This is a genomic window from Pedobacter sp. AC402 (genome assembly GCF_979252805.1).
The window spans coordinates 295,949-315,389 of record NZ_CEEDAI010000001.1; the positions used below are offsets into that span (position 1 = coordinate 295,949).

The 19,441-nt window shown below is 36.9% G+C and carries 20 protein-coding genes and 1 pseudogene; 19 read left to right on the forward strand and 2 right to left on the reverse strand.

Features of this window, described 5'->3' with window-relative positions; translation table 11 throughout:
- Nucleotides 1-195 precede the first annotated feature (195 nt).
- From AC0IWE_RS01295 to AC0IWE_RS01360, 14 genes are all read left to right on the forward strand, one after another.
- Nucleotides 196-1,353, forward strand: a complete 1,158-nt coding sequence (locus AC0IWE_RS01295; protein ID WP_471791611.1) for a Gfo/Idh/MocA family protein — start codon at nucleotides 196-198, stop codon at nucleotides 1,351-1,353.
- A gap of 9 nt (nucleotides 1,354-1,362) precedes the next feature.
- Nucleotides 1,363-2,415 (forward strand): sugar phosphate isomerase/epimerase family protein, encoded by a 1,053-nt coding sequence (locus AC0IWE_RS01300; RefSeq protein ID WP_463496583.1) that lies wholly within the window; start codon nucleotides 1,363-1,365, stop codon nucleotides 2,413-2,415.
- 107 nt (nucleotides 2,416-2,522) lie between these two features.
- A complete protein-coding gene (locus AC0IWE_RS01305; protein ID WP_055912445.1) occupies nucleotides 2,523-2,906 on the forward strand; it encodes a c-type cytochrome in 384 nt (127 codons plus the stop codon).
- Between the two features lie 31 nt (nucleotides 2,907-2,937).
- Nucleotides 2,938-4,395: a Gfo/Idh/MocA family protein gene (locus AC0IWE_RS01310; RefSeq protein ID WP_055912448.1), complete on the forward strand. Its 1,458-nt coding sequence runs from the start codon at nucleotides 2,938-2,940 to the stop codon at nucleotides 4,393-4,395.
- Between the two features lie 104 nt (nucleotides 4,396-4,499).
- Nucleotides 4,500-5,180 carry a 3-keto-disaccharide hydrolase gene (locus AC0IWE_RS01315; RefSeq protein ID WP_471791612.1) on the forward strand — a complete coding sequence of 227 codons (681 nt, stop codon included), beginning with the start codon at nucleotides 4,500-4,502 and terminating at the stop codon, nucleotides 5,178-5,180.
- Nucleotides 5,181-5,337: 157 nt separating this feature from the next.
- On the forward strand, nucleotides 5,338-6,576 hold the full coding sequence (locus AC0IWE_RS01320) for a nucleoside permease (RefSeq protein WP_471791613.1): 1,239 nt from the start codon (nucleotides 5,338-5,340) through the stop codon (nucleotides 6,574-6,576).
- 1 nt (nucleotide 6,577) lies between these two features.
- On the forward strand, nucleotides 6,578-7,468 hold the full coding sequence (locus AC0IWE_RS01325; protein ID WP_463496592.1) for a hydroxypyruvate isomerase family protein: 891 nt from the start codon (nucleotides 6,578-6,580) through the stop codon (nucleotides 7,466-7,468).
- 11 nt (nucleotides 7,469-7,479) lie between these two features.
- Nucleotides 7,480-8,355, forward strand: coding sequence for a sugar phosphate isomerase/epimerase family protein (locus tag AC0IWE_RS01330; protein WP_471791614.1), 876 nt, complete (start codon nucleotides 7,480-7,482; stop codon nucleotides 8,353-8,355).
- Nucleotides 8,356-9,228, forward strand: a complete 873-nt coding sequence (locus AC0IWE_RS01335; RefSeq protein WP_471791615.1) for a TIM barrel protein — start codon at nucleotides 8,356-8,358, stop codon at nucleotides 9,226-9,228.
- Between the two features lie 391 nt (nucleotides 9,229-9,619).
- On the forward strand, nucleotides 9,620-10,609 hold the full coding sequence (locus AC0IWE_RS01340) for an aspartate-semialdehyde dehydrogenase (protein WP_055912460.1): 990 nt from the start codon (nucleotides 9,620-9,622) through the stop codon (nucleotides 10,607-10,609).
- Nucleotides 10,610-10,675: 66 nt separating this feature from the next.
- Nucleotides 10,676-11,278 carry a CDP-alcohol phosphatidyltransferase family protein gene (locus AC0IWE_RS01345; RefSeq protein WP_471791616.1) on the forward strand — a complete coding sequence of 201 codons (603 nt, stop codon included), beginning with the start codon at nucleotides 10,676-10,678 and terminating at the stop codon, nucleotides 11,276-11,278.
- A 144-nt stretch (nucleotides 11,279-11,422) separates the two neighbouring features.
- Nucleotides 11,423-12,547, forward strand: a complete 1,125-nt coding sequence (locus AC0IWE_RS01350; protein WP_463496600.1) for an ATP-binding protein — start codon at nucleotides 11,423-11,425, stop codon at nucleotides 12,545-12,547.
- Between the two features lie 21 nt (nucleotides 12,548-12,568).
- Entirely contained in the window at nucleotides 12,569-13,819 is a 1,251-nt protein-coding gene (gene dacB / locus AC0IWE_RS01355; RefSeq protein WP_471791617.1) for a D-alanyl-D-alanine carboxypeptidase/D-alanyl-D-alanine endopeptidase, read from the forward strand.
- Nucleotides 13,816-13,974 (forward strand): hypothetical protein, encoded by a 159-nt coding sequence (locus AC0IWE_RS01360; RefSeq protein ID WP_471791618.1) that lies wholly within the window; start codon nucleotides 13,816-13,818, stop codon nucleotides 13,972-13,974. The genes dacB and AC0IWE_RS01360 overlap by 4 nt, the downstream gene beginning before the upstream one ends.
- A gap of 155 nt (nucleotides 13,975-14,129) precedes the next feature.
- Here the strand turns inward: AC0IWE_RS01360 and AC0IWE_RS01365 are convergent, their stop codons facing one another.
- Nucleotides 14,130-15,242 carry a hypothetical protein gene (locus tag AC0IWE_RS01365; RefSeq protein WP_471791619.1) on the reverse strand — a complete coding sequence of 371 codons (1,113 nt, stop codon included), beginning with the start codon at nucleotides 15,240-15,242 and terminating at the stop codon, nucleotides 14,130-14,132.
- Nucleotides 15,242-15,748, reverse strand: coding sequence for an ABC transporter ATP-binding protein (locus tag AC0IWE_RS01370; protein ID WP_471791620.1), 507 nt, complete (start codon nucleotides 15,746-15,748; stop codon nucleotides 15,242-15,244). Before AC0IWE_RS01370 ends, AC0IWE_RS01365 begins: the two co-directional genes overlap by 1 nt.
- A gap of 202 nt (nucleotides 15,749-15,950) precedes the next feature.
- Here AC0IWE_RS01370 and AC0IWE_RS01375 point away from each other — a divergent pair.
- The 5 genes and pseudogenes from AC0IWE_RS01375 to AC0IWE_RS01395 all read left to right on the forward strand — a co-directional run.
- Nucleotides 15,951-16,309, forward strand: a pseudogene (locus AC0IWE_RS01375) (GNAT family N-acetyltransferase); the annotation flags it as partial.
- Nucleotides 16,298-16,462, forward strand: a complete 165-nt coding sequence (locus tag AC0IWE_RS01380; protein WP_471791691.1) for a GNAT family N-acetyltransferase — start codon at nucleotides 16,298-16,300, stop codon at nucleotides 16,460-16,462. The pseudogene AC0IWE_RS01375 and the gene AC0IWE_RS01380, both read left to right, overlap by 12 nt.
- A 368-nt stretch (nucleotides 16,463-16,830) precedes the next feature.
- A complete protein-coding gene (eno, locus tag AC0IWE_RS01385; protein ID WP_471791621.1) occupies nucleotides 16,831-18,198 on the forward strand; it encodes a phosphopyruvate hydratase in 1,368 nt (455 codons plus the stop codon).
- 126 nt (nucleotides 18,199-18,324) lie between these two features.
- The gene (locus AC0IWE_RS01390; protein ID WP_025145767.1) at nucleotides 18,325-18,624 is read left to right on the forward strand and encodes an FtsB family cell division protein; all 300 of its coding nucleotides are present in this window, start codon (nucleotides 18,325-18,327) and stop codon (nucleotides 18,622-18,624) included.
- Between the two features lie 112 nt (nucleotides 18,625-18,736).
- The gene (locus tag AC0IWE_RS01395; RefSeq protein WP_471791622.1) at nucleotides 18,737-19,351 is read left to right on the forward strand and encodes a trimeric intracellular cation channel family protein; all 615 of its coding nucleotides are present in this window, start codon (nucleotides 18,737-18,739) and stop codon (nucleotides 19,349-19,351) included.
- Nucleotides 19,352-19,441: the final 90 nt, after the last annotated feature.

Below are 19,441 nucleotides of genomic sequence, written 5' to 3' on the forward strand. Positions count from 1 at the left end.
AGACGACATAAAAAACCTCTGGAAGAGGTAATTGACATAAGGTCTTATGGTATAGGTACATTAGCCATAGCATTAATCCTTATCTCATAAGTATTTATATAAGAATAAACATCTAGACAGGTTAAAGGCACAGGTTTTTAAGGAAGTGGGGAAATATCCTTCGCCTTAAACCTCAAACCCCTCACCTTTATAAACATGAAAAGAAAATTAAGAATGGGCATGATAGGCGGTGGAAAAGACGCTTTTATCGGTGCCGTACACCGTTTGGCCGCCAATATGGATGGCCTGATCGAATTAACTGCCGGAGCTTTAAGTGTAAATCCTGAAATTGGATATGAATCTGGAAAAATACTTTTTCTACCAGACAACAGGATTTATACCAATTACGAAGAAATGCTGACCAAAGAAAGTGAACTGCCAGCAGATGAAAGAATTGATTTTGTAACCATTGTTACCCCAAATTTTGCCCACTTTGCCCCTGCTATGATGGCTTTGGATAAAGGTTTTAATGTGGTAATTGAAAAACCAATGACCTTAACCTTAGAAGAAGCAAAACAGCTAAAAGCTAAAGTAGAAGAAACTGGTTTAACATTATGCTTAACCCATACCTATTCGGGCTATCCAATGGTTAAACAGGCCAAACAAATGGTGAGCGAGGGTACTATAGGTGCAATCAGAAAAATTATTGTAGAATATCCTCAAGGGTGGTTAAGCACACTTTCAGAACGCGAAGGAAATGCACAGGCCGCATGGCGCACCGATCCGTCAAAAACCGGTAAAAGTGGTAGTATGGGCGATATTGGTACCCATGCCGCACATTTGGCCGAATACATATCTGGCTTAAAAATTGCAAAAATTTGTGCCGATTTAAGTATTGTTGTGCCAGGCAGGGCAATTGATGATGATGGTAACGTACTGTTAAAATTCGATAACGGATCAAACGGTGTACTAATTGCTTCGCAAATTGCTGCAGGCGAAGAAAATGCACTAAAAATTAAAGTTTATGGCGAAAAAGGTGGCATGGAATGGCACCAAATGGAACCAAATACATTAATTGTAAAATGGTTAAATGCACCAGCCCAGATTTACAGAACAGGAAATGGTTACATGGGCAGTTTTGCTCAGCACAATACCCGCACCCCAGGTGGGCACCCTGAAGGTTATTTAGAGGCATTCGCGAATATTTATAAAAACTTTGCCCTAACCGTAAATGCGAAACTAAACAATGAACAGCCAACGGCAGAAATGTTAGATTTCCCAAGCTGTGACGATGGTATAAGAGGTATGGCTTTTATCGAAAATGTAGTAGCCTCAAGCCAGTCAGATCAGAAATGGTTAGATTATAAATTATAACAATCCAGCATGACAACTATAAAAGGACCAGCAGTATTTTTAGCTCAATTTATAAGCGACGAAGCTCCGTTTAATTCTTTAGATAACATTTGCCAGTGGGCCGCCGGATTAGGTTTTAAAGGCATACAGATGCCCACCCTGGACACAAGATTTATCGATCTCCAAAAAGCAGCTGAGAGTAAAACTTATGCAGATGAACTCAAAGGCAAAATTGCATCCTACGGTTTAGAAATTACCGAATTATCTACCCACTTACAAGGGCAATTGGTTGCAGTACACCCGGCGTACGACGATCTTTTTGATGCTTTTGCACCAAAAGAAGTACACAAAAACCCAAAAGCAAGAACAGAATGGGCAGTACAACAAATGAAATATGCAGCAAAAGCTTCTCAAAACTTAGGCTTAAACGCGCATGCTACTTTTAGTGGTTCATTGTTATGGCAATATTTCCATCCATGGCCACAACGCCCGGCAGGGTTGGTAGAGGAGGGTTTTGCAGAACTGGCAAAACGCTGGACCCCTATTTTAAACGAATTCGACCAATGTGGCGTTGATGTTTGCTATGAAATACACCCGGGAGAAGATTTATTTGATGGCGAAACTTACGAAATGTTCCTTGCTGCCGTAAATAATCATCCTCGGGCATGCTTATTGTATGATCCATCTCACTTTGTGTTGCAACAATTGGATTACATTCAATACATCGACTTCTACCACGAACGCATAAAAGCATTCCACGTAAAAGACGCAGAATTTAATCCTACAGGCAAACAAGGCACTTTTGGTGGATACCAAAGCTGGGCAAACCGAGCCGGACGTTACCGTTCGCCAGGCGATGGCCAGGTTGATTTTAAAACCATTTTTAGTAAATTGGCCCAATATGATTTTAAAGGTTGGGCGGTAATGGAATGGGAATGCTGTATTAAAAACCAGGAAGATGGTGCCCGTGAAGGTGCAGAATTTATTAAAAAGAATATCATTAACGTAACCGATAAAGCATTTGATGATTTTGCAGCATCGGGAAGTGATAGCGCTTTCAATAAAAAAATATTAGGATTATAAGGTTAAAAAACACAAAACACACCCAGGATGAAAACCTGCATAAGCATTAACAAATAAAACAAAAACCGCTTATGCAAGCTTGAATCTTATTAAAACAATACACACATATGAAAAAAACATTTTTAGTTCTAGGCGCTGTAGTCATTTTTATGGCGTCTTTTTCAAAAGCGGACTTATCGAAAGAGAAAACTGTGGTTGCAACAGCAACAATGACAAATCATGCTGCTTTTCAGTCAAATCCAGGAGAAAAATTGATCAATAAAAACGATTGTTTAGGTTGCCACAACAAAACCAATAAAATTATCGGTCCTGCTTACGTAGAAATTGCAAAAAAATATCCGGCTACTGAGAAAAACATCAATATGTTAGCCGATAAAATTATTAAAGGTGGTACCGGCGTTTGGGGTAATTTACCAATGACAGCCCATGCCAGCCTTAAAAAAGACGATGCAAAATTAATGGTGAAGTACATTTTATCCCTAAAAAAATAATTTAACCAAATTAGCAAATCGATTTACTAGTATGAAAACAGAGCAAGAAAATAAAAACACGAGTAACCGCCGTGATTTTATTAAAACTTCGGCAATTGCTGCCGCAGCATTTATGATCGTACCCCGCCACGTTTTGGGCGGGCCGGGTTATTTAGCACCTAGCGACCGCTTATTGGTTGCCGGAATCGGCGTTGGCGGAAAAGGCGAAAGCGACCTCAGCATGTTCAGCAAAAGCGGAAAGGCAGATATTGCTTTTTTATGTGATGTTGACGACCGCCGAGCAGCCAATAGTGTTAAAGCTTTCCCTAAAGCAAAATACTATAAAGATTGGCGCGAAATGTTAGATAAAGAACATAAAAATTTTGATGCTGTTTCTGTTTCCACTCCAGATCATAACCATGCCATTCAAGCTTTGGCGGCTATGCAGTTGGGCAAGCACGTTTACGTTCAAAAGCCTTTAACGCATGATATTTATGAGGCACGTATTTTAACCGCTGCTGCAAAAAAATATAAGGTAGTTACTCAAATGGGTAATCAGGGCGCATCAAATGATGGTCCGCGCCAAATGAAAGAATGGTATGAAGCAGGTTTAATTGGCGATGTACATACGGTATATGCGTGGACAAACCGCCCGGTTTGGCCTCAGGGTATTCCATGGCCAAACAAAAAGGCCGAAATTCCGAAAGAATTAGATTGGAATTTATGGTTAGGCACAGCTCCTGAAAAAGATTTCGTTGATAAATTAGTTCCATTTAACTGGCGTGGCTGGTGGGATTACGGAACGGGTGCCCTTGGAGATATGGGCTGTCACCTGATTGAAGCTCCATTTAGTGTATTAAATTTAAAATACGCCAAAGAAGTTGAAGCAAGTGTTGGTTCTGTTTATGTAGATGAATTTAAACGCGGTTATTTCCCTGAAAGTTGCCCTCCATCAAGTCATGTTACCTTAAAGTTTCCTAAAACAAATAAAACCAAAGGTGATGTAACTTTACATTGGATGGATGGTGGTATCCAGCCAGAACGCCCTGAAGAACTAGAAGCAAACGAAACTTTTGGTGATGGTGGCAACGGTACCCTATTTGTTGGTACAAAAGGCAAAATGATGTCGGAAACTTATAGTGCAAATCCAAAATTATTGCCTTTAAGCAGAAATAAAGACATTAAAGTTGCCCAAAAGTATGCACGTGTACCTGATGGTGCAAACGGACACTACAAACAATGGGTAGAAGCAGCAATTGCGGGTTATGGTAAACAAGAAGTAAGTTCGCCTTTTGAAATTGCTGGTCCGCTTACAGAAGCTTTATTAATGGCCAATCTTGCAATCAGAAGCTTTGATATCCAAAAAACTGTAGGTGATAAAGTTACTTACCCAGGCAGGTATACCAAAATGCTTTGGGATAATGACAATATGAAAGTAACCAATTTCGAAGAAGCCAACCAGTTTGTAAAACGCGAGTACCGCAAAGGCTGGAACAATTTAACACTTTAATAAATCCACAAACCTCGCAGGTTTTTAAACGACAAAGTCTTCAATGAGGCCTTTGAAAACAATAAAAACCCCGAATTAAATCTGCGAGGTTTAAACTTAAAAAAATGAAAAAAATCTTTCTTTCTGCTTGTATCTTACTTGCAGTAACACAAATATCAAAAGCGCAAAAAGGCTTTAAACCATTGTTCGACGGTAAAACAACAACCGGTTGGCATACTTATAACAAAACTACCGTTGGTAGCGGTTGGCAAGTACAGGATGGTGCTTTACACCTGGATTTAGCGAAAAAAGGCGCCGATGGCGGTGGCGATTTAGTGACCAATAAAGAATACGGAGATTTCCATTTAAAATATGATTGGAAAGTAGCACCAAAAGCAAATAGTGGATTGATTTTTTATGTTCACGAAGAACCTAAATATGGCGCAACTTACTCTACAGGCTTAGAAATGCAGGTTATTGATAACGATGGTCACCCGGATGGAAAAATAACCAAACACCGTGCAGGCGATTTATACGACCTGGTAAAAAGCTCGTCAGAACCGGTTAAACCAGTTGGTGAATGGAATAAAGCAGAAATTATTAGCAAAAAAGGCAAATTAACTTTAATTTTAAACGGAGTTGAAGTTGTAAAAACTACGCTTTGGGATGATAACTGGAAAAAAATTGTAGCAGGAAGCAAATTTGCAACATGGGAAAGTTGGGGCACCTTTAAAACCGGTAAAATTGCTTTACAAGATCACGGAGATGAAGTTTGGTACAAAAACATCTCAATAAAAGAACTATAATCAAGGTTTAAGGCGTAAAGCTGAAGGTTTCTTTTCCTTCGCTTAACCATAAATTAGAATTAGAAAGCGGGAAAGCATAAAGCTTACCCGCTTTCGTATTAAACCTTACAGCATAAACCATTAACCTAATACCATAATATAACCTTATATAAACCAAATGAATAGCACTACTCGCTTTAAACTCTCTGCCATGATGTTTCTGGAATTTTTTATCTGGGGCGCATGGTTTGTAACTTTAGGCGCTTTTTTGAGCAATAACCTAAAAGCAACCAATTCCGAAATTGGCTCCGTATTTTCAACCCAATCATGGGGTGCAATTATTGCCCCTTTTATAATCGGCTTAATTGCCGACAGGTATTTTAACGCCGAAAGAATTTTAGGAGTATTACACATTATTGGTGCTATTTTAATGTATCAGATGTATAATGCACCAGATGTAAGTGTTTTTTATCCATACGTATTAGGATACATGATTTTGTTTATGCCAACCCTTGCTTTAGTGAATTCAGTTTCTTTTAACCAAATGAAAGATGCTGAAAAAGAATTTGCAAACATCAGGGTATTTGGTACCATTGGTTGGATCATTGCTGGTTTGTTAATCAGTTTTGCATTCCACTGGGATTCACCTGAAGGAATTCAGGCAGGAATGTTAAAAAGTACTTTCCTAATGGCCGGAATTGCTTCCCTGGCATTGGGCTTATTTAGCTTTACGCTACCTGCAACTCCTCCAAAAGTTGCTAAAGACGAAAAAATAAAATTAAGAGACATTTTAGGCTTAGATGCCTTAAGACTATTAAAAGATAAAAACTTTGCTGTTTTCTTCATCTCATCCATCTTAATTTGCATCCCTTTAGCCTTTTATTATCAAAATGCTGGCCTTTTCTTGGCAGATATCAAGGTTTCCAATCCTACAGGCAAAATGGCCATAGGCCAGGTTTCAGAAGCATTGTTTTTACTTGCCATACCAGTATTCTTTTCTAAATATGGCTTCAAAAAAACCATTATAGTTGGTATGTTGGCATGGGCTGTACGTTATGTACTTTTTGCTTATGGTAATGCCGGTAACCTTAGTTTTATGTTAATTATCGGTATTGCGCTTCATGGTGTTTGTTACGATTTCTTCTTTGTTTCCGGTCAGATTTATACCAACTCAAAAGCAGGAGAAAAAATTAAAAGTGCAGCACAAGGAATCATTACCCTTGCAACTTATGGTGTGGGTATGCTTATCGGCTTTAAAGTAGCTGGATTAATTACAGATATGTACAAAACTGGCGAGGTAACCGACTGGAAAATGGTTTGGATTATTCCGGCAGGAATTGCAGCCGCAGTATTCTTGTTGTTCGCGTTACTATTTAACGATAAAACCAAGTCAGAAATAGCACCTAAAGCAGTTTAAAATGGCCTCGAACGTAAATAGAAGAAACGCACTCAAAAACATCATTGCAGGAACCGCTGCAATTGGTGTTTCTTCAGGTCTTTCAGCATTAGCAATGGATAAACCAGAATCAGATCAGCCGTTAAGGCTAAAAGGAACGATTAACCATGCGGTTTGCCGCTGGTGCTTTAGCAGTTTTGATGTAGAAGCACTTTGTGTTGAAGCTAAAAAAATCGGTATTAAAGGTATTGATCTCGTTGGTCCGAAAGATTGGCCTACGTTAAAAAAACATGGTTTGGAATCTACCATGTGCAATGGTGCCGAAATTAATTTAACTGATGGTTTTAACGACGAAAAATTTCATGATAAGTTAATCCAAAATTATACCGCAATGATTCCGCTTGTTGCAGCAGCAGGATACAAAAACCTGATATGCTTTAGCGGAAGCCGCCGTGGTAAAGATGATGAAACAGGCTGGAACAACTGCGTTAAAGGCTTAAAACAATTAATGCCACTGGCAGAAAAGCACAATGTAGTGCTTGTAATGGAGCTTTTAAACAGTAAAGTTAACCATAAAGATTACCAATGCGACAGAACCTCATGGGGGGCTGAACTTTGCAAACGTTTAGGATCAGAAAATTTTAAATTGTTATATGATATCTATCATATGCAAATTGATGAAGGAGATGTAATCAGAAATATCAGAGATTACCATCAATACATTGCTCATTACCATACCGCAGGTGTTCCTGGTAGAAACGAGATTGATGATACGCAGGAATTATATTATCCTGCAATAATGAAAGCCATTGCCGAAACCGGCTTTAAAGGTTTCGTTGCACAAGAATTTATACCTAAAAATGCGGATAAAATTGCTTCGTTAAAAAAGGCAGTTGCAATCTGCGACATCTAAAATAGATACCTATGTTATCAAGAAGAAGTTTTCTACTAAACAGTAGTATGGCTGCCGCTGCAGCACTATTGGTGCCATCATTTGCTTGCCTGGCTGCCGATAAAAAATCAGTTGGTTTGCAATTATATTCTTTAAGAGAAGAGTTGCCAAAAGATGTTAAAGGAACAATTGCCAAAGTAGCAAAAGCAGGCTTTGCAGAAGTTGAAACCTATGGTTTTTCGATTAAAGATCAATTTTGGGGCCTAACCCCTGCTGAGTTTAAAAAACTGCTTGATGAAAACGGATTAAAAGCACCAAGCGGCCATTATGGTTTAGGCAGCTATTTAACCGATGGCAATACCGAAGAATTAAAAGCTGCTATTGCCGCTGCAAAGGTATTGGGAAGTGAATATGTAACCATTCCCTGGTTAGATGAAAGCATTAGAAAAACTGCGGACGACTATAAAAAACTTGCTGTAAAAATTAACGCAGCGGGTAAACTGGCAAAAGAAGCAGGTATCAGATTGGCTTACCACAACCACAATTTCGAATTTGATAAACAGGGAGATACAACTGGCTATGAGATTTTGCTAAAAGAAACAGATAAAAATCTTGTTGATTTTGAACTTGATTTATATTGGGTAGTGAGATCTGGAAACGATCCGATAAAATTATTTAAAGAAAATCCAGGTCGTTTTACCATGTGGCACGTTAAAGATATGGATAAATCAAACCCTGCCTTAAATGCTGAAGTTGGAACAGGCTCAATCAATTTCAAACCAATTTTCGCAGAAGCCAAACTTTCGGGCATGAAACATTTCTTTGTAGAGCACGAAACCAATTATAAGCCAAATCCAATGGAATCTGTTGCAGCAAGCTGCGCATACATTAAAAAAGAAATTATTTAAATGATGAATTCAAGAAGAACATTCTTAAAACAGGCAGGTTTAGCTACGGGTGCCGCATTGCTAATCCCATCATTTGCTTTTGATAAAGCGACTAAAAACGTTGGCCTGCAATTGTATAGCCTACGTGATGAATTGCCAAAAGATGTAAAAGGTGTGATCGAAAAAGTAGCGCAGGCCGGGTACAAAGAAGTAGAAACCTATGGTTTTTCAAACGGTAAATTCTGGGGCTTAACGCCAAAAGAATTTAAGGCTTTATTAGATGCAAACGGCTTAAAAGCACCAAGTGGCCATTACCACATGGATGATTTTGTAAAAACAGGTAAAACAGACAGGCTGAAGGCTGATATAGAATCTTCAGCAGCAATCGGCGGTAAATATTTTACCATCGCAGGCGCATCTGTTGATACAAGCAAGGGTGCAGACGGTTTTAAGAAAACAGCAAACGACTTTAATAAAGTTGCCGAAATTGCAAAAGCAAGTGGTTTAAAATTTGCCTATCACAACCACGATTTCGAATTTAAAAAATTAGGTGACACAACTGGTTATGATGTGTATTTAACCGAAACAGACAAAAATTTGGTAAATTTTGAATTAGATTTATACTGGGCTGTCCGTTCAGGTAACGATCCGCTGGCATTATTTAAAAAATATCCTGGCCGTTTCCCAATGTGGCATGTTAAAGATATGGACAAAACCAAACCAGAATGGAATACTGAAGTAGGTAAAGGTTCTATCGATTTCAAAGCGATTTTTGCCCAGGCAAAACTTTCGGGTATGCAACATTTCTTTGTAGAACACGAAACCAATTATCAACCAAATCCAATCGGTTCTATTAAAACGAGCTGCGATTATATCAAAGCCAACTTAATTTAAATTGAATATACCTCGCAGGTTCTAAATCTGCGGGGTTGGCATTCAAAACGTGATACTGATTTATTTTCTTGGTAGAAAAGTATTTCAACTCCCTCGTCGCTACCAAATGGTCAGCAACATTCTTGCGGTACAGATCCTGAAATAAATTTAGGCGTGCCTTACCAGCTGTAGCGTTTCTAAAACATAAGCTTACCATTCACTTTCTGATTAATACATTTTAACTCCAGCTAAATCGAATTAATGCATAATTCTTACACCTTATTTTCTATCGAAAAACTAAGATTTGAAATATAAAAAGCAAATTTAATTGGCAACAATGGGGATATAAGCTTAATTTTTAGCATATTTGGACTTATATCAAATGTTTAATAAAATATAATTAAAATTTAAAATGAAAGTAGCAGTAGTAGGTGCCACCGGATTGGTAGGCACTGTAATGTTAAAAGTATTGGAGGAAAGAAATTTCCCTTTAACAGAGTTAATTCCCGTAGCATCAGAAAAGAGCGTTGGTAAGGAAATTACTTTTAAGGGTAAGAAGTTCCCAATCGTTAGCATGGATACTGCGATCAGCATGAAACCAGATATCGCTCTTTTTTCTGCAGGTGGAAATACTTCATTGGAGCATGCTCCACGTTTTAAAGAAGCCGGAACAACGGTAATTGATAATTCATCTGCATGGAGAATGGACCCTGCAATTAAATTAATCGTACCTGAAGTAAATGCACACGAACTTTCTATTGATAATAAAATTATTGCCAACCCAAACTGTTCTACCATACAAATGGTGGTGGTTTTAAAGCCTTTGCACGATAAATACAAAATTAAACGTGTAATTGTTTCTACTTACCAATCGGTTACCGGTACAGGTGTTAAAGCGGTAGAGCAGTTAATGAATGAGCGTAAAGGCATTGATGGCCCTAAAGCTTATCCTTACGAAATCGACTTAAATGTTCTTCCTCATATCGATGTTTTCATGGATAATGGATACACTAAAGAAGAAATGAAAATGGTTAAGGAAACGAACAAAATCATGAGCGACGATAACATCAGAGTTACCGCTACTACTGTTCGTATCCCGGTAATGGGCGGCCACTCCGAATCAGTTAACATCGAGTTTGAAAATGATTTCGATTTAGCTGAAGTACGTAGTATTTTAGAAAAATCGCCAGGTATTATAGTTGTTGATGATGTTGCCAACTTAAAATACCCAATGCCGAAAGATGCACATGAAAAAGATGAAGTTTTTGTAGGCCGTATCCGTAGAGATGAATCGGCCCCTAAAGCATTAAACCTTTGGATTGTTGCTGATAACTTGCGTAAAGGAGCAGCAACCAACGCAGTTCAGATTGCCGAATACCTGGTTCAAAAAGAATTGGTTTAAATCAATAATTCAAAAAAAGTCCCCTGATAACACATCTGGGGACTTTTTTTATGCACGCTCTCCACCATGAAACATCTCCCTATTGCCTTAATTTATTCCAGGTTACTGATCGGTTTTGGAATAATTCTTTTAAGTGTTTTCCATGTTAATCACTATTCCATCTTAGCCATCACATTATTATCCATCGGTTTATTAACAGATATTTTTGATGGGATAATTGCGCGCAAGCTTAATATATCTTCAGAAAAGTTAAGGCGATTGGACTCAGGCATCGATCAGGTGTTTTTTATTTCGGTGGCTGTTGCTACCTATATCCAATGCCCGGATTTTTTTAAAACAAACCTGATTAAATTGATTGTACTCGGTGCTTTTGAAGCTTCTACTTATGTACTGAGTTATATAAAATTTAAAAAGGAAATTGCTACACATTCTATCGGGGCTAAAATTTGGACATTAACAATATTTGCCACACTGATAGAAATTATGATACACTGTGAGTGGGTTGTGCTTTTCGAAATTTGTTTCTGGCTTGGTTTGGCAACAAGAATAGAAATACTTGCCATTGTTATCACACTAAAAAAATGGACAAACGATGTACCCTCAATATATCATGCCATAAAACTAAGACAAGGGAAAGAAATTAAACGCAATAAATTGTTTAATGGCTAATGTAAAACATAACTAAAGAATAAAAAAAAGAGATTGTAATCACTAAATTATATATAAAAAGGAGATTATAATCACTAAATTATATATAAAAAGGAGATTAGTTTAAAGATTTTGTACATTTGTTACTGAAGATGACAACATGAAATGATCATTAGAAGTTTGCAAACCCATATTGAATCGAAGTTTTTTAAGCAAAAAGCGATTATTGTTACCGGTGCAAGGCAGGTGGGTAAAACCACTATGCTAAAGCAATTGGTAAATAAAACAGGTCTATCCTTCGTTTTTCTAAATTGCGATGAAGCAAATGTCCGAACGATATTGACAGACATCAGTGTTGAGCGACTTAAATCAATTATCGGCTCAAATAAATTTATTTTCATCGACGAAGCACAACGCGTTACAAATATCGGCCTAACACTAAAATTGATTGTAGATAACTTTACCAATGTACAGCTTTTAGTTACAGGTTCTTCATCACTTGATTTAGCTGCTGGTATAAAAGAATCATTAACCGGAAGAAAATTCGAATACCACCTATTTCCATTTTCAGTTGCAGAACTTGTAGATGATACGAATGTACTTATTGAAGAGCAAGCTTTAGAAAAGAGGTTAATTTATGGTACTTACCCTGATGCTATAAACTATCCGGGAGAAGAAAAAGAACTCTTGTTAAATTTAGCTAACAGTTATTTGTTTAAAGATATTTTATCACTTACCGGTATCCGAAAACCTTTACAACTCGAAAAATTAGTACAGGCTTTGGCACTACAGATTGGCAATGAAGTATCATATACCGAGCTAGGGCAAATGATTGAAGCAGATAAATTAACAGTTGAGCGTTATATAGATTTATTGGAGCAATGCTTCGTAGTATTTAGGTTAGGTGCTTACAGTAGCAATCTTCGGAACGAAATAAAAAAAAGCAAAAAAATATATTTTTACGATACCGGGATCCGCAATGCGGTGATTGAAAATTTTAACACATTGGGATTGCGGCAGGATGCTGGTCAGCTTTTTGAAAATTATATTGTTTCTGAGTATATAAAAGCCAGTAACAATAAAAGAAAACATGCGAAATATTATTTTTGGCGTAGTTTTCAGCAACAGGAAATTGATTTAATTGAAGAAGTTGATGGAAAAATAAACGCAATAGAGATTAAATGGAATGAAAACAAAAAAGTAAGATTTCCATCCACTTTTCTGGATGCATATACCACTAATGAAACATATGTGATAAACAAATCAAATTATACCCAATTTTTGTTATAACTCATCTTTGATCATAAAAAAATGAAATTTTTCAAATTAATATTCTTGTTCGTTTTCTCAGTAACGGCTACGCTTGCTCAAAACAGGATTCAAAATCTTGAAAAAGCTTTCAATAGTTTATTAAATGATGAACAGGCAAAACATGCCATTGCATCACTTTGTGTTTTAGATGCCAATACAGGCAAAACATTATTTGCTAAAAATGAACAGATTGGTTTAGCAACCGCATCAACACTTAAAACAATTACGGCGGCTACTGCTTTCAGTATTTTGGGTAAAGATTTTCAGTTTCAAACTACATTGGCCTATACCGGAACAATTACCACAGATGGAACTTTAAAAGGAAATTTAATCATTATCGGGAGCGGTGACCCAACCCTGGGCTCATGGCGTTATCAAAATAAAGAAAATGCTGTTTTAACACAATGGGTTGCTGCAATAAAATCGACAGGGATTAAAAAAATTGAAGGTACAATAATTGGTGATGACCGAATTTTTGGTACACAAACCACACCTGAAGGCTGGGTTTGGCAAGATATAGGAAATTATTACGGTGCCGGAACATCTGGATTGGCCTGGAGAGAAAACCAATTCGATATTCATTTAAAGCCAGGAAGTAGTACAGCAGATGCTGTGAAAGTGATAAAAACAGTTCCGGTTACACCTTATCTCCAACTTGTAAATGAGTTAAAAACCGGCAGCCCAGGCTCGGGTGATCGTGCTTATGCTTTCTTGCCACCTTACAGTAATACCGCTTATATGAGAGGAAGCTGGGGAATTGGCATTGCCAAATCTGGCATTTCAGTCGCCCTACCCGACCCTGCATTTGATTGTGCCTACCGTTTGCAGGATACGCTCAAAAGATTGGGGATTTCTGTTTCTCAACAAGCTACAACTGCCCGTTTAATGACTTTAAACAACCAGATAATTCCTTCGGTTACACAAAAAATGAGTACCATAAGTTCTCCAAGTTTAAGCGAAATCACTTATTGGTTTTTAAAGAAAAGCATCAACCTGTATGGCGAATCACTTCTGAAAACCATTGCCATAAAATCTGGTAAAGCAGGCACAACCAGTAAAGGTGCAGAAACGGAAATTAATTTCTGGACGGATAAAGGAATTGATAAAACAGCACTGAACATTATCGATGGCAGCGGACTTTCTCCTGGAGATAGGATAACAACATCAGCAATGGCGAGGGATACTTTCAGATTCAAAAAGAAAATTGGTTTCCTGATTATTATAAAGCCTTGCCTGAATATAATGGCATGAAAATTAAAAGCGGAACAATAAACGATGTTTCAGCATTCGCGGGCTACCACACCGATGCGGCAGGTAATAAATACATTGTGGTAATCAACATAAATAATTATAGTGGAAGTGGAATTAATAAAAAACTATTTAAAGTGTTGGATGAATTGAAGTAGAAGAAAAAATTTCGAGTAATTCATATTAGGTGATACATCCATTCCGGCCGTCACCCTGAATTCATTTCAGGGTCTTAAGAACATAAAAGCCCAATCTCGATTTAATAGAAAATAAAGATCTTGATTGAAAAACCATTTATCACATACCTAAACAATTATGGTTCAAAGTTTCTACTAAACACCATCCAGGCAATAATCAAATTTATTGGAATAATCACCAAGCCTAACCCATACATAATAAACACATAAAAAAGTAAAAACAGGCAAAAAACGCCTATTAAAAATCCTCTAACCCGAATCCCATTTAGCAAAAGCAAACTTCTGAATAAGAGAATGGCAGAAAAAGCAAATGCAGCTAACAAGAATGAAGTTATAAAGCCAAATCGGGTAAAAATCCAACATAGCTCGGGCAATAATAAAATAAGATAATTTAAGCAAAAGCTAAAAAATACCCTGGATTTACTAAAGGGAAAATTGGGCAAAAAATATAAATATCTGTCATTAAAAACCTTTTCCTCGTAAATGAGTACAACATGTGCAACAACAATACATGAGGTGACAAGCATCAATAATCTTAAATCATCTTTAAGATCAGCAAAAACCAATAATATACCCGAAATCAGTACCCATGAAAGTAATTTGGTAAGCACATACGCCAATTTTGACCGGTTGAAAACCTGAAAACTATACAACAAGAAAACAGGTTTGTTCCATTTTCGGGTGATCCTGATTAACCAACTGGACTTATTAACCTCAACCAAACGGTTATTTTCTTTTAAACAGATGTATGCACTGCCAGCAATCAGCAGCAGCTGAAAAAGCAAAATGCCAATTGAAATGATATAAAATCCAAATACAAGTCCGATTGTTAAGGCATATAACGTATAACTTAAAACAGGTAAAAATATATAGCTATACACCATAACCCAGCATTTAAACTGGCTTTTTCTTGCTGATGCAGTAAAACTGTAAAACAAGAATTCTTGCTGTGGCAAAGCCATTTGATCTAAAACATATTTAAGGCTTTTATATGCATAAAGTGTGCTTCCTACCAGATAAAAAGTTAAAATGAGCGGATTGCTTACAATACTGATGGTAAAGAAGAATTGCCAGAAATCTATTTGCTCAGGCCGAACTGTGCCAAGGGTATTGATAAATAAACAATAACTGATTAAAATCACAAATATAAATATCAGCATACCTGCATGAATTCGGTAAAATCCATCTACAAATATTTTCTTTAAAGCAATATTCGATGAAATAAACATTAAAAATTCAGGGTTAATCTCTGTTCCTTGATATCAATTTTTTTAATACCGAATAATTTTGTTTCATCAAGGGGCTGATGGGAAGAAAGTAAAAAACTGACTTTCTCCTTTTGATATTTTTCTTCAATCCAATGGTACAATACATTTAACGATTCTACATCTATCGTATTCAATGGTTCATCCAATAAAATCAGTTTTGGTTGTCCTAAAAAAGCCAAAACCAATGACAGTTTCTTAAGCATTCCACTAGAATATGATCCCAGAGGATTCTGAATATATGCCTTCATACCCATATCAGCAATCAATTCATTTTCCTGGCCTACTGTTGCACCTTTTGCTTTCGCAAAAAGGCCAATCATTTCTGTGCCTGTTAAAAATTCTGGAAAAATTGGTTCAGCTTCCGCAAAATTTACAAGTTTCCGGTATTGAACGCCATGATTTTTTAAATTAACATTGTGAATGGCAATATCTCCTTTAAAGGCCAAAATCCCTGCAATTGATTTCAACAGTGTACTTTTGCCCGAACCATTGCTTCCTTTTATCCAGAAGAACTACCATCAGGAACTTTAATATTATCTATCTTTAAAACGAAATGACCGAAATAGGATTTTTCAAATTGACTGATGTGCAGCATAAAATCATTTTAATTCTGACTTTGGTTTTAATAAAAAGTTACAAATCACATTCATCTTGATAAACGATTACACCATGCAATTAATTTTACGCCCATACGAACATAACGATCTTGATAATTTGGTTAAACATGCCAACAATTTTAACATTTCAAAATATTTGACTGATAAATTTCCTTTTCCATATCAAAAAAAAGATGGAGAGGCATTTATTCAACTGGCTTTAAGTCATCATCCCCTTCAAATTAAGGCTATTGTGGTAAATAATGAAGTAATTGGATCGATAGGTGTGCACCAATTGGCTGATATTTATAGTAAAAGTGCAGAAATGGGCTATTGGATTGCTGAAGACTTTTGGGGCAAGGGCATTGTTCCTCAGGCCGTAAAAGGAGATTGCTTGAATATGGTTTCGAAACATTTGATGTGGAAAGGATTTTTGCACGCACTGCGCATACCAACCTGGCCTCACAGCAGGTATTAAAAAAAGCAGGTTTTATTTTGGAGGCAGAATTAAAAGGGACTATTTTTAAAAATGGCGAATATTTTGATGAATTAATTTTTGGATTCAGAAAAAATCAGCTGGGTTAATCACTTACCCAAGAATTACCAGCACTTTATGGTTTAAACCCGATTGCCGTGGAAACCAAAAGCTTTTTCAGCTTTCGTTGTAACAAAAAGCGGGACTGCAGCTTCAAAAAAGCCACTCAAACTGCTTTCCCATAAAAAATAATGTAGTCAGGCAAATTAACTGCTTTGATAAGCGAATAAATGAATATAACTATTAATAAACACCATATTAACTTAAAATTAACAGCCAATTAAGCTTAAACAACTATCGTAACATTAAGCCTTTAATCTCTTTATTTATTTAAAAAATATACTAACTTTGATGTTGCGCTTAGTAATTGTACTTTATACACTAAGCAGGTTAAAAAATCAATAAAAATCAAATAAAAATGAGCATAATCGTTAATGTCCATGCCAGACAAATTCTCGATTCGAGAGGCAATCCAACAGTAGAAGTAGAAGTAGTAACAGAGGCAGGCGCTTTTGGCCGTGCAGCTGTACCAAGCGGTGCATCTACTGGACAATATGAGGCTGTTGAATTACGTGATGGTGATAAATCTACATATTTAGGTAAAGGTGTTTTAAAAGCTGTAGAAAATGTAAATACTAAAATTGCTGATGCATTAAGAGGTATTGATGTTTTTGAACAAAATGCAATCGATAAATTAATGATCGACCTAGACGGTACCGAAAACAAAGGTAACCTAGGAGCTAATGCAATTTTAGGTGTTTCTTTAGCGGTTGCTAAAGCTGCTGCTGATGAAATTGGCCAACCATTATACCGTTACATTGGTGGTGTTAACGCAAACACTTTACCAATTCCGATGATGAACATTATCAACGGTGGTTCTCACTCTGATGCGCCGATTGCTTTCCAGGAATTTATGATTATGCCAGTTGGCGCTCCTTCATTCTCTGAAGCGTTACGTTGGGGAACTGAAGTTTTCCATAGCCTGAAAAAAATCCTTCACGATAGAGGTTTATCTACCGCTGTGGGTGATGAAGGTGGTTTTGCACCAACTTTTGATGGTACTGAAGATGCAATTGAAACAGTATTAAAAGCAATTGAAACTGCTGGTTACAAACCAGGTTCGCAAATTTGCTTGGCTTTAGATTGTGCTTCATCTGAATTTTACAAAGATGGCAAATACGATTACACAAAATTCGAAGGTGCTACTGGCGTTATCCGTTCTAGCGAAGAACAAGCTCAATATTTAGCTGATCTTTCTGCAAAATATCCAATTATCTCAATCGAAGATGGTATGGATGAAAACGACTGGACTGGCTGGAAAAGCTTAACAGATAAAATTGGCGACCACGTTCAGTTGGTTGGTGATGATTTATTTGTTACTAACGTAACGCGTTTACAACGTGGTATTGATGAAGATACGGCAAATTCAATCTTGGTAAAAGTGAACCAGATAGGTTCTTTAACTGAAACCATTAATGCGGTTACTTTAGCGCAAAACAGTGGTTATACTTCGGTAATGAGTCACCGTTCTGGAGAAACTGAAGATGTTACCATTGCAGATTTAGCTGTAGCATTAAACTGTGGACAGATTAAAACGGGTTCTGCATCACGTTCAGACAGGATTGCAAAATACAATCAATTATTACGTATTGAAGAAGAATTGGGTGAAAACGCTCGTTTTATCGGTTCGAAATTCAAATACGCTAAAGAAATAGCCCCTAAATCCCCTGAAGGGGACTTCTTGTTCTCTTCTTTAGGAGAGATGCCAAAGGCAGAGAGGTGTTAACAAGTTGAAAAACTTATTTGCGAAACATCCGGAGATTTTAAATCTTCGGATGTTTTTATTTTAATACTATATTTGTTTGTTGGATTTGATCTTCTCAAATCTCACATCTAAAATCTCATATCATATATGAAACGTTTAATAGATCTTTTCCGCAATAAATATTTCCTTGCTACTGTCGCTTTTGCGATGTGGATGCTGTTTTTCGACAAAAACGATATGATGTCGCAATACGAATACCGCAGTCAGGCCAATAAGTTACAGGAAGAAAAAGAGTATTTTGAGAAAGAAACCGCTCAGGTTAAAAAAGATTTAAACGAACTGAATACCAACCTCAATACGGCTGAAAAATTTGCCCGCGAAAAATACTTCATGAAAAAAGACAATGAAGATGTTTTTGTGATTATCCAGGAAGAGAAGAAAGATTAATTTTCAGTTGGCAGTGTTCAGTTAAAATTTTACAGTTTAAGTTAACGATAAACCATAAAACAATTTCTCTTTCAGTTAACCGATTAACCTATTCAAATAGTTAACCAGTAGAATGCTCCACATCCTCTATATTATTGCCATAACAGCTGAAGCAATGACTGCTGCACTATCTGCCGGCAGACGTGATATGGATTGGGTTGGCGTTTGTATTATTGCCTGGGTTACGGCCTTAGGTGGCGGAACGGTAAGAAATGTATTATTCGGACATTATCCTATGAGCTGGGTAGAGCACCCGGAATATTTGGTAATAACTGCTGTAGCAGCTTTGCTTGCCGCTTTTATCGCCTCCATAATGACTAAACTCAAAAAGCTTTTTCTCTACCTGGATGCTTTAGGTTTGGTGGTTTTTACCATAATTGGCTGCCAGGTTGCACAAGAAATTCATTTACCTTATTTAATTGTACTTTTTAGTGGTATGATTACTGGCTGTGCTGGTGGGGTACTTCGTGATGTGCTTTGTAATGAAGTTCCATTTCTTTTTAGAAAAGAGATTTATGCCAGTGCCGCGATAGTTACCGGTGCTGTATATATCGGTATAGAGCATTTTCACGGAAGCGAAATGCTGGCCACCATTACAGCTGCTACAACCGGATTAACATTAAGGCTACTTTCTATCCGCTTTGAATGGCACATGCCTAAGTTTGTTTACCGAGATGAATGGCATTAAGTTAGTTTTTTCGTGGTGTCAGATGTTACCATCTGACAATTAAAAAGTTACTTAAATAACGGATCATCATTCTTACAATGAATCTTAAAT

What these genes read in the sequence shown, in the direction of transcription:
- AC0IWE_RS01295 (WP_471791611.1), top strand. Translation starts at nt 196, where the DNA reads ATGAAAAGAAAATTAAGAATGGGCATGATAGGCGGTGGAAAAGACGCT.
- AC0IWE_RS01300 (WP_463496583.1), top strand. Translation starts at nt 1,363, where the DNA reads ATGACAACTATAAAAGGACCAGCAGTATTTTTAGCTCAATTTATAAGC.
- AC0IWE_RS01305 (WP_055912445.1), top strand. Translation starts at nt 2,523, where the DNA reads ATGAAAAAAACATTTTTAGTTCTAGGCGCTGTAGTCATTTTTATGGCG.
- AC0IWE_RS01310 (WP_055912448.1), top strand. Translation starts at nt 2,938, where the DNA reads ATGAAAACAGAGCAAGAAAATAAAAACACGAGTAACCGCCGTGATTTT.
- AC0IWE_RS01315 (WP_471791612.1), top strand. Translation starts at nt 4,500, where the DNA reads ATGAAAAAAATCTTTCTTTCTGCTTGTATCTTACTTGCAGTAACACAA.
- AC0IWE_RS01320 (WP_471791613.1), top strand. Translation starts at nt 5,338, where the DNA reads ATGAATAGCACTACTCGCTTTAAACTCTCTGCCATGATGTTTCTGGAA.
- AC0IWE_RS01325 (WP_463496592.1), top strand. Translation starts at nt 6,578, where the DNA reads ATGGCCTCGAACGTAAATAGAAGAAACGCACTCAAAAACATCATTGCA.
- AC0IWE_RS01330 (WP_471791614.1), top strand. Translation starts at nt 7,480, where the DNA reads ATGTTATCAAGAAGAAGTTTTCTACTAAACAGTAGTATGGCTGCCGCT.
- AC0IWE_RS01335 (WP_471791615.1), top strand. Translation starts at nt 8,356, where the DNA reads ATGATGAATTCAAGAAGAACATTCTTAAAACAGGCAGGTTTAGCTACG.
- AC0IWE_RS01340 (WP_055912460.1), top strand. Translation starts at nt 9,620, where the DNA reads ATGAAAGTAGCAGTAGTAGGTGCCACCGGATTGGTAGGCACTGTAATG.
- AC0IWE_RS01345 (WP_471791616.1), top strand. Translation starts at nt 10,676, where the DNA reads ATGAAACATCTCCCTATTGCCTTAATTTATTCCAGGTTACTGATCGGT.
- AC0IWE_RS01350 (WP_463496600.1), top strand. Translation starts at nt 11,423, where the DNA reads ATGATCATTAGAAGTTTGCAAACCCATATTGAATCGAAGTTTTTTAAG.
- dacB (WP_471791617.1), top strand. Translation starts at nt 12,569, where the DNA reads ATGAAATTTTTCAAATTAATATTCTTGTTCGTTTTCTCAGTAACGGCT.
- AC0IWE_RS01360 (WP_471791618.1), top strand. Translation starts at nt 13,816, where the DNA reads ATGAAAATTAAAAGCGGAACAATAAACGATGTTTCAGCATTCGCGGGC.
- AC0IWE_RS01365 (WP_471791619.1), bottom strand. Translation starts at nt 15,242, where the DNA reads ATGTTTATTTCATCGAATATTGCTTTAAAGAAAATATTTGTAGATGGA.
- eno (WP_471791621.1), top strand. Translation starts at nt 16,831, where the DNA reads ATGAGCATAATCGTTAATGTCCATGCCAGACAAATTCTCGATTCGAGA.
- AC0IWE_RS01390 (WP_025145767.1), top strand. Translation starts at nt 18,325, where the DNA reads ATGAAACGTTTAATAGATCTTTTCCGCAATAAATATTTCCTTGCTACT.
- AC0IWE_RS01395 (WP_471791622.1), top strand. Translation starts at nt 18,737, where the DNA reads ATGCTCCACATCCTCTATATTATTGCCATAACAGCTGAAGCAATGACT.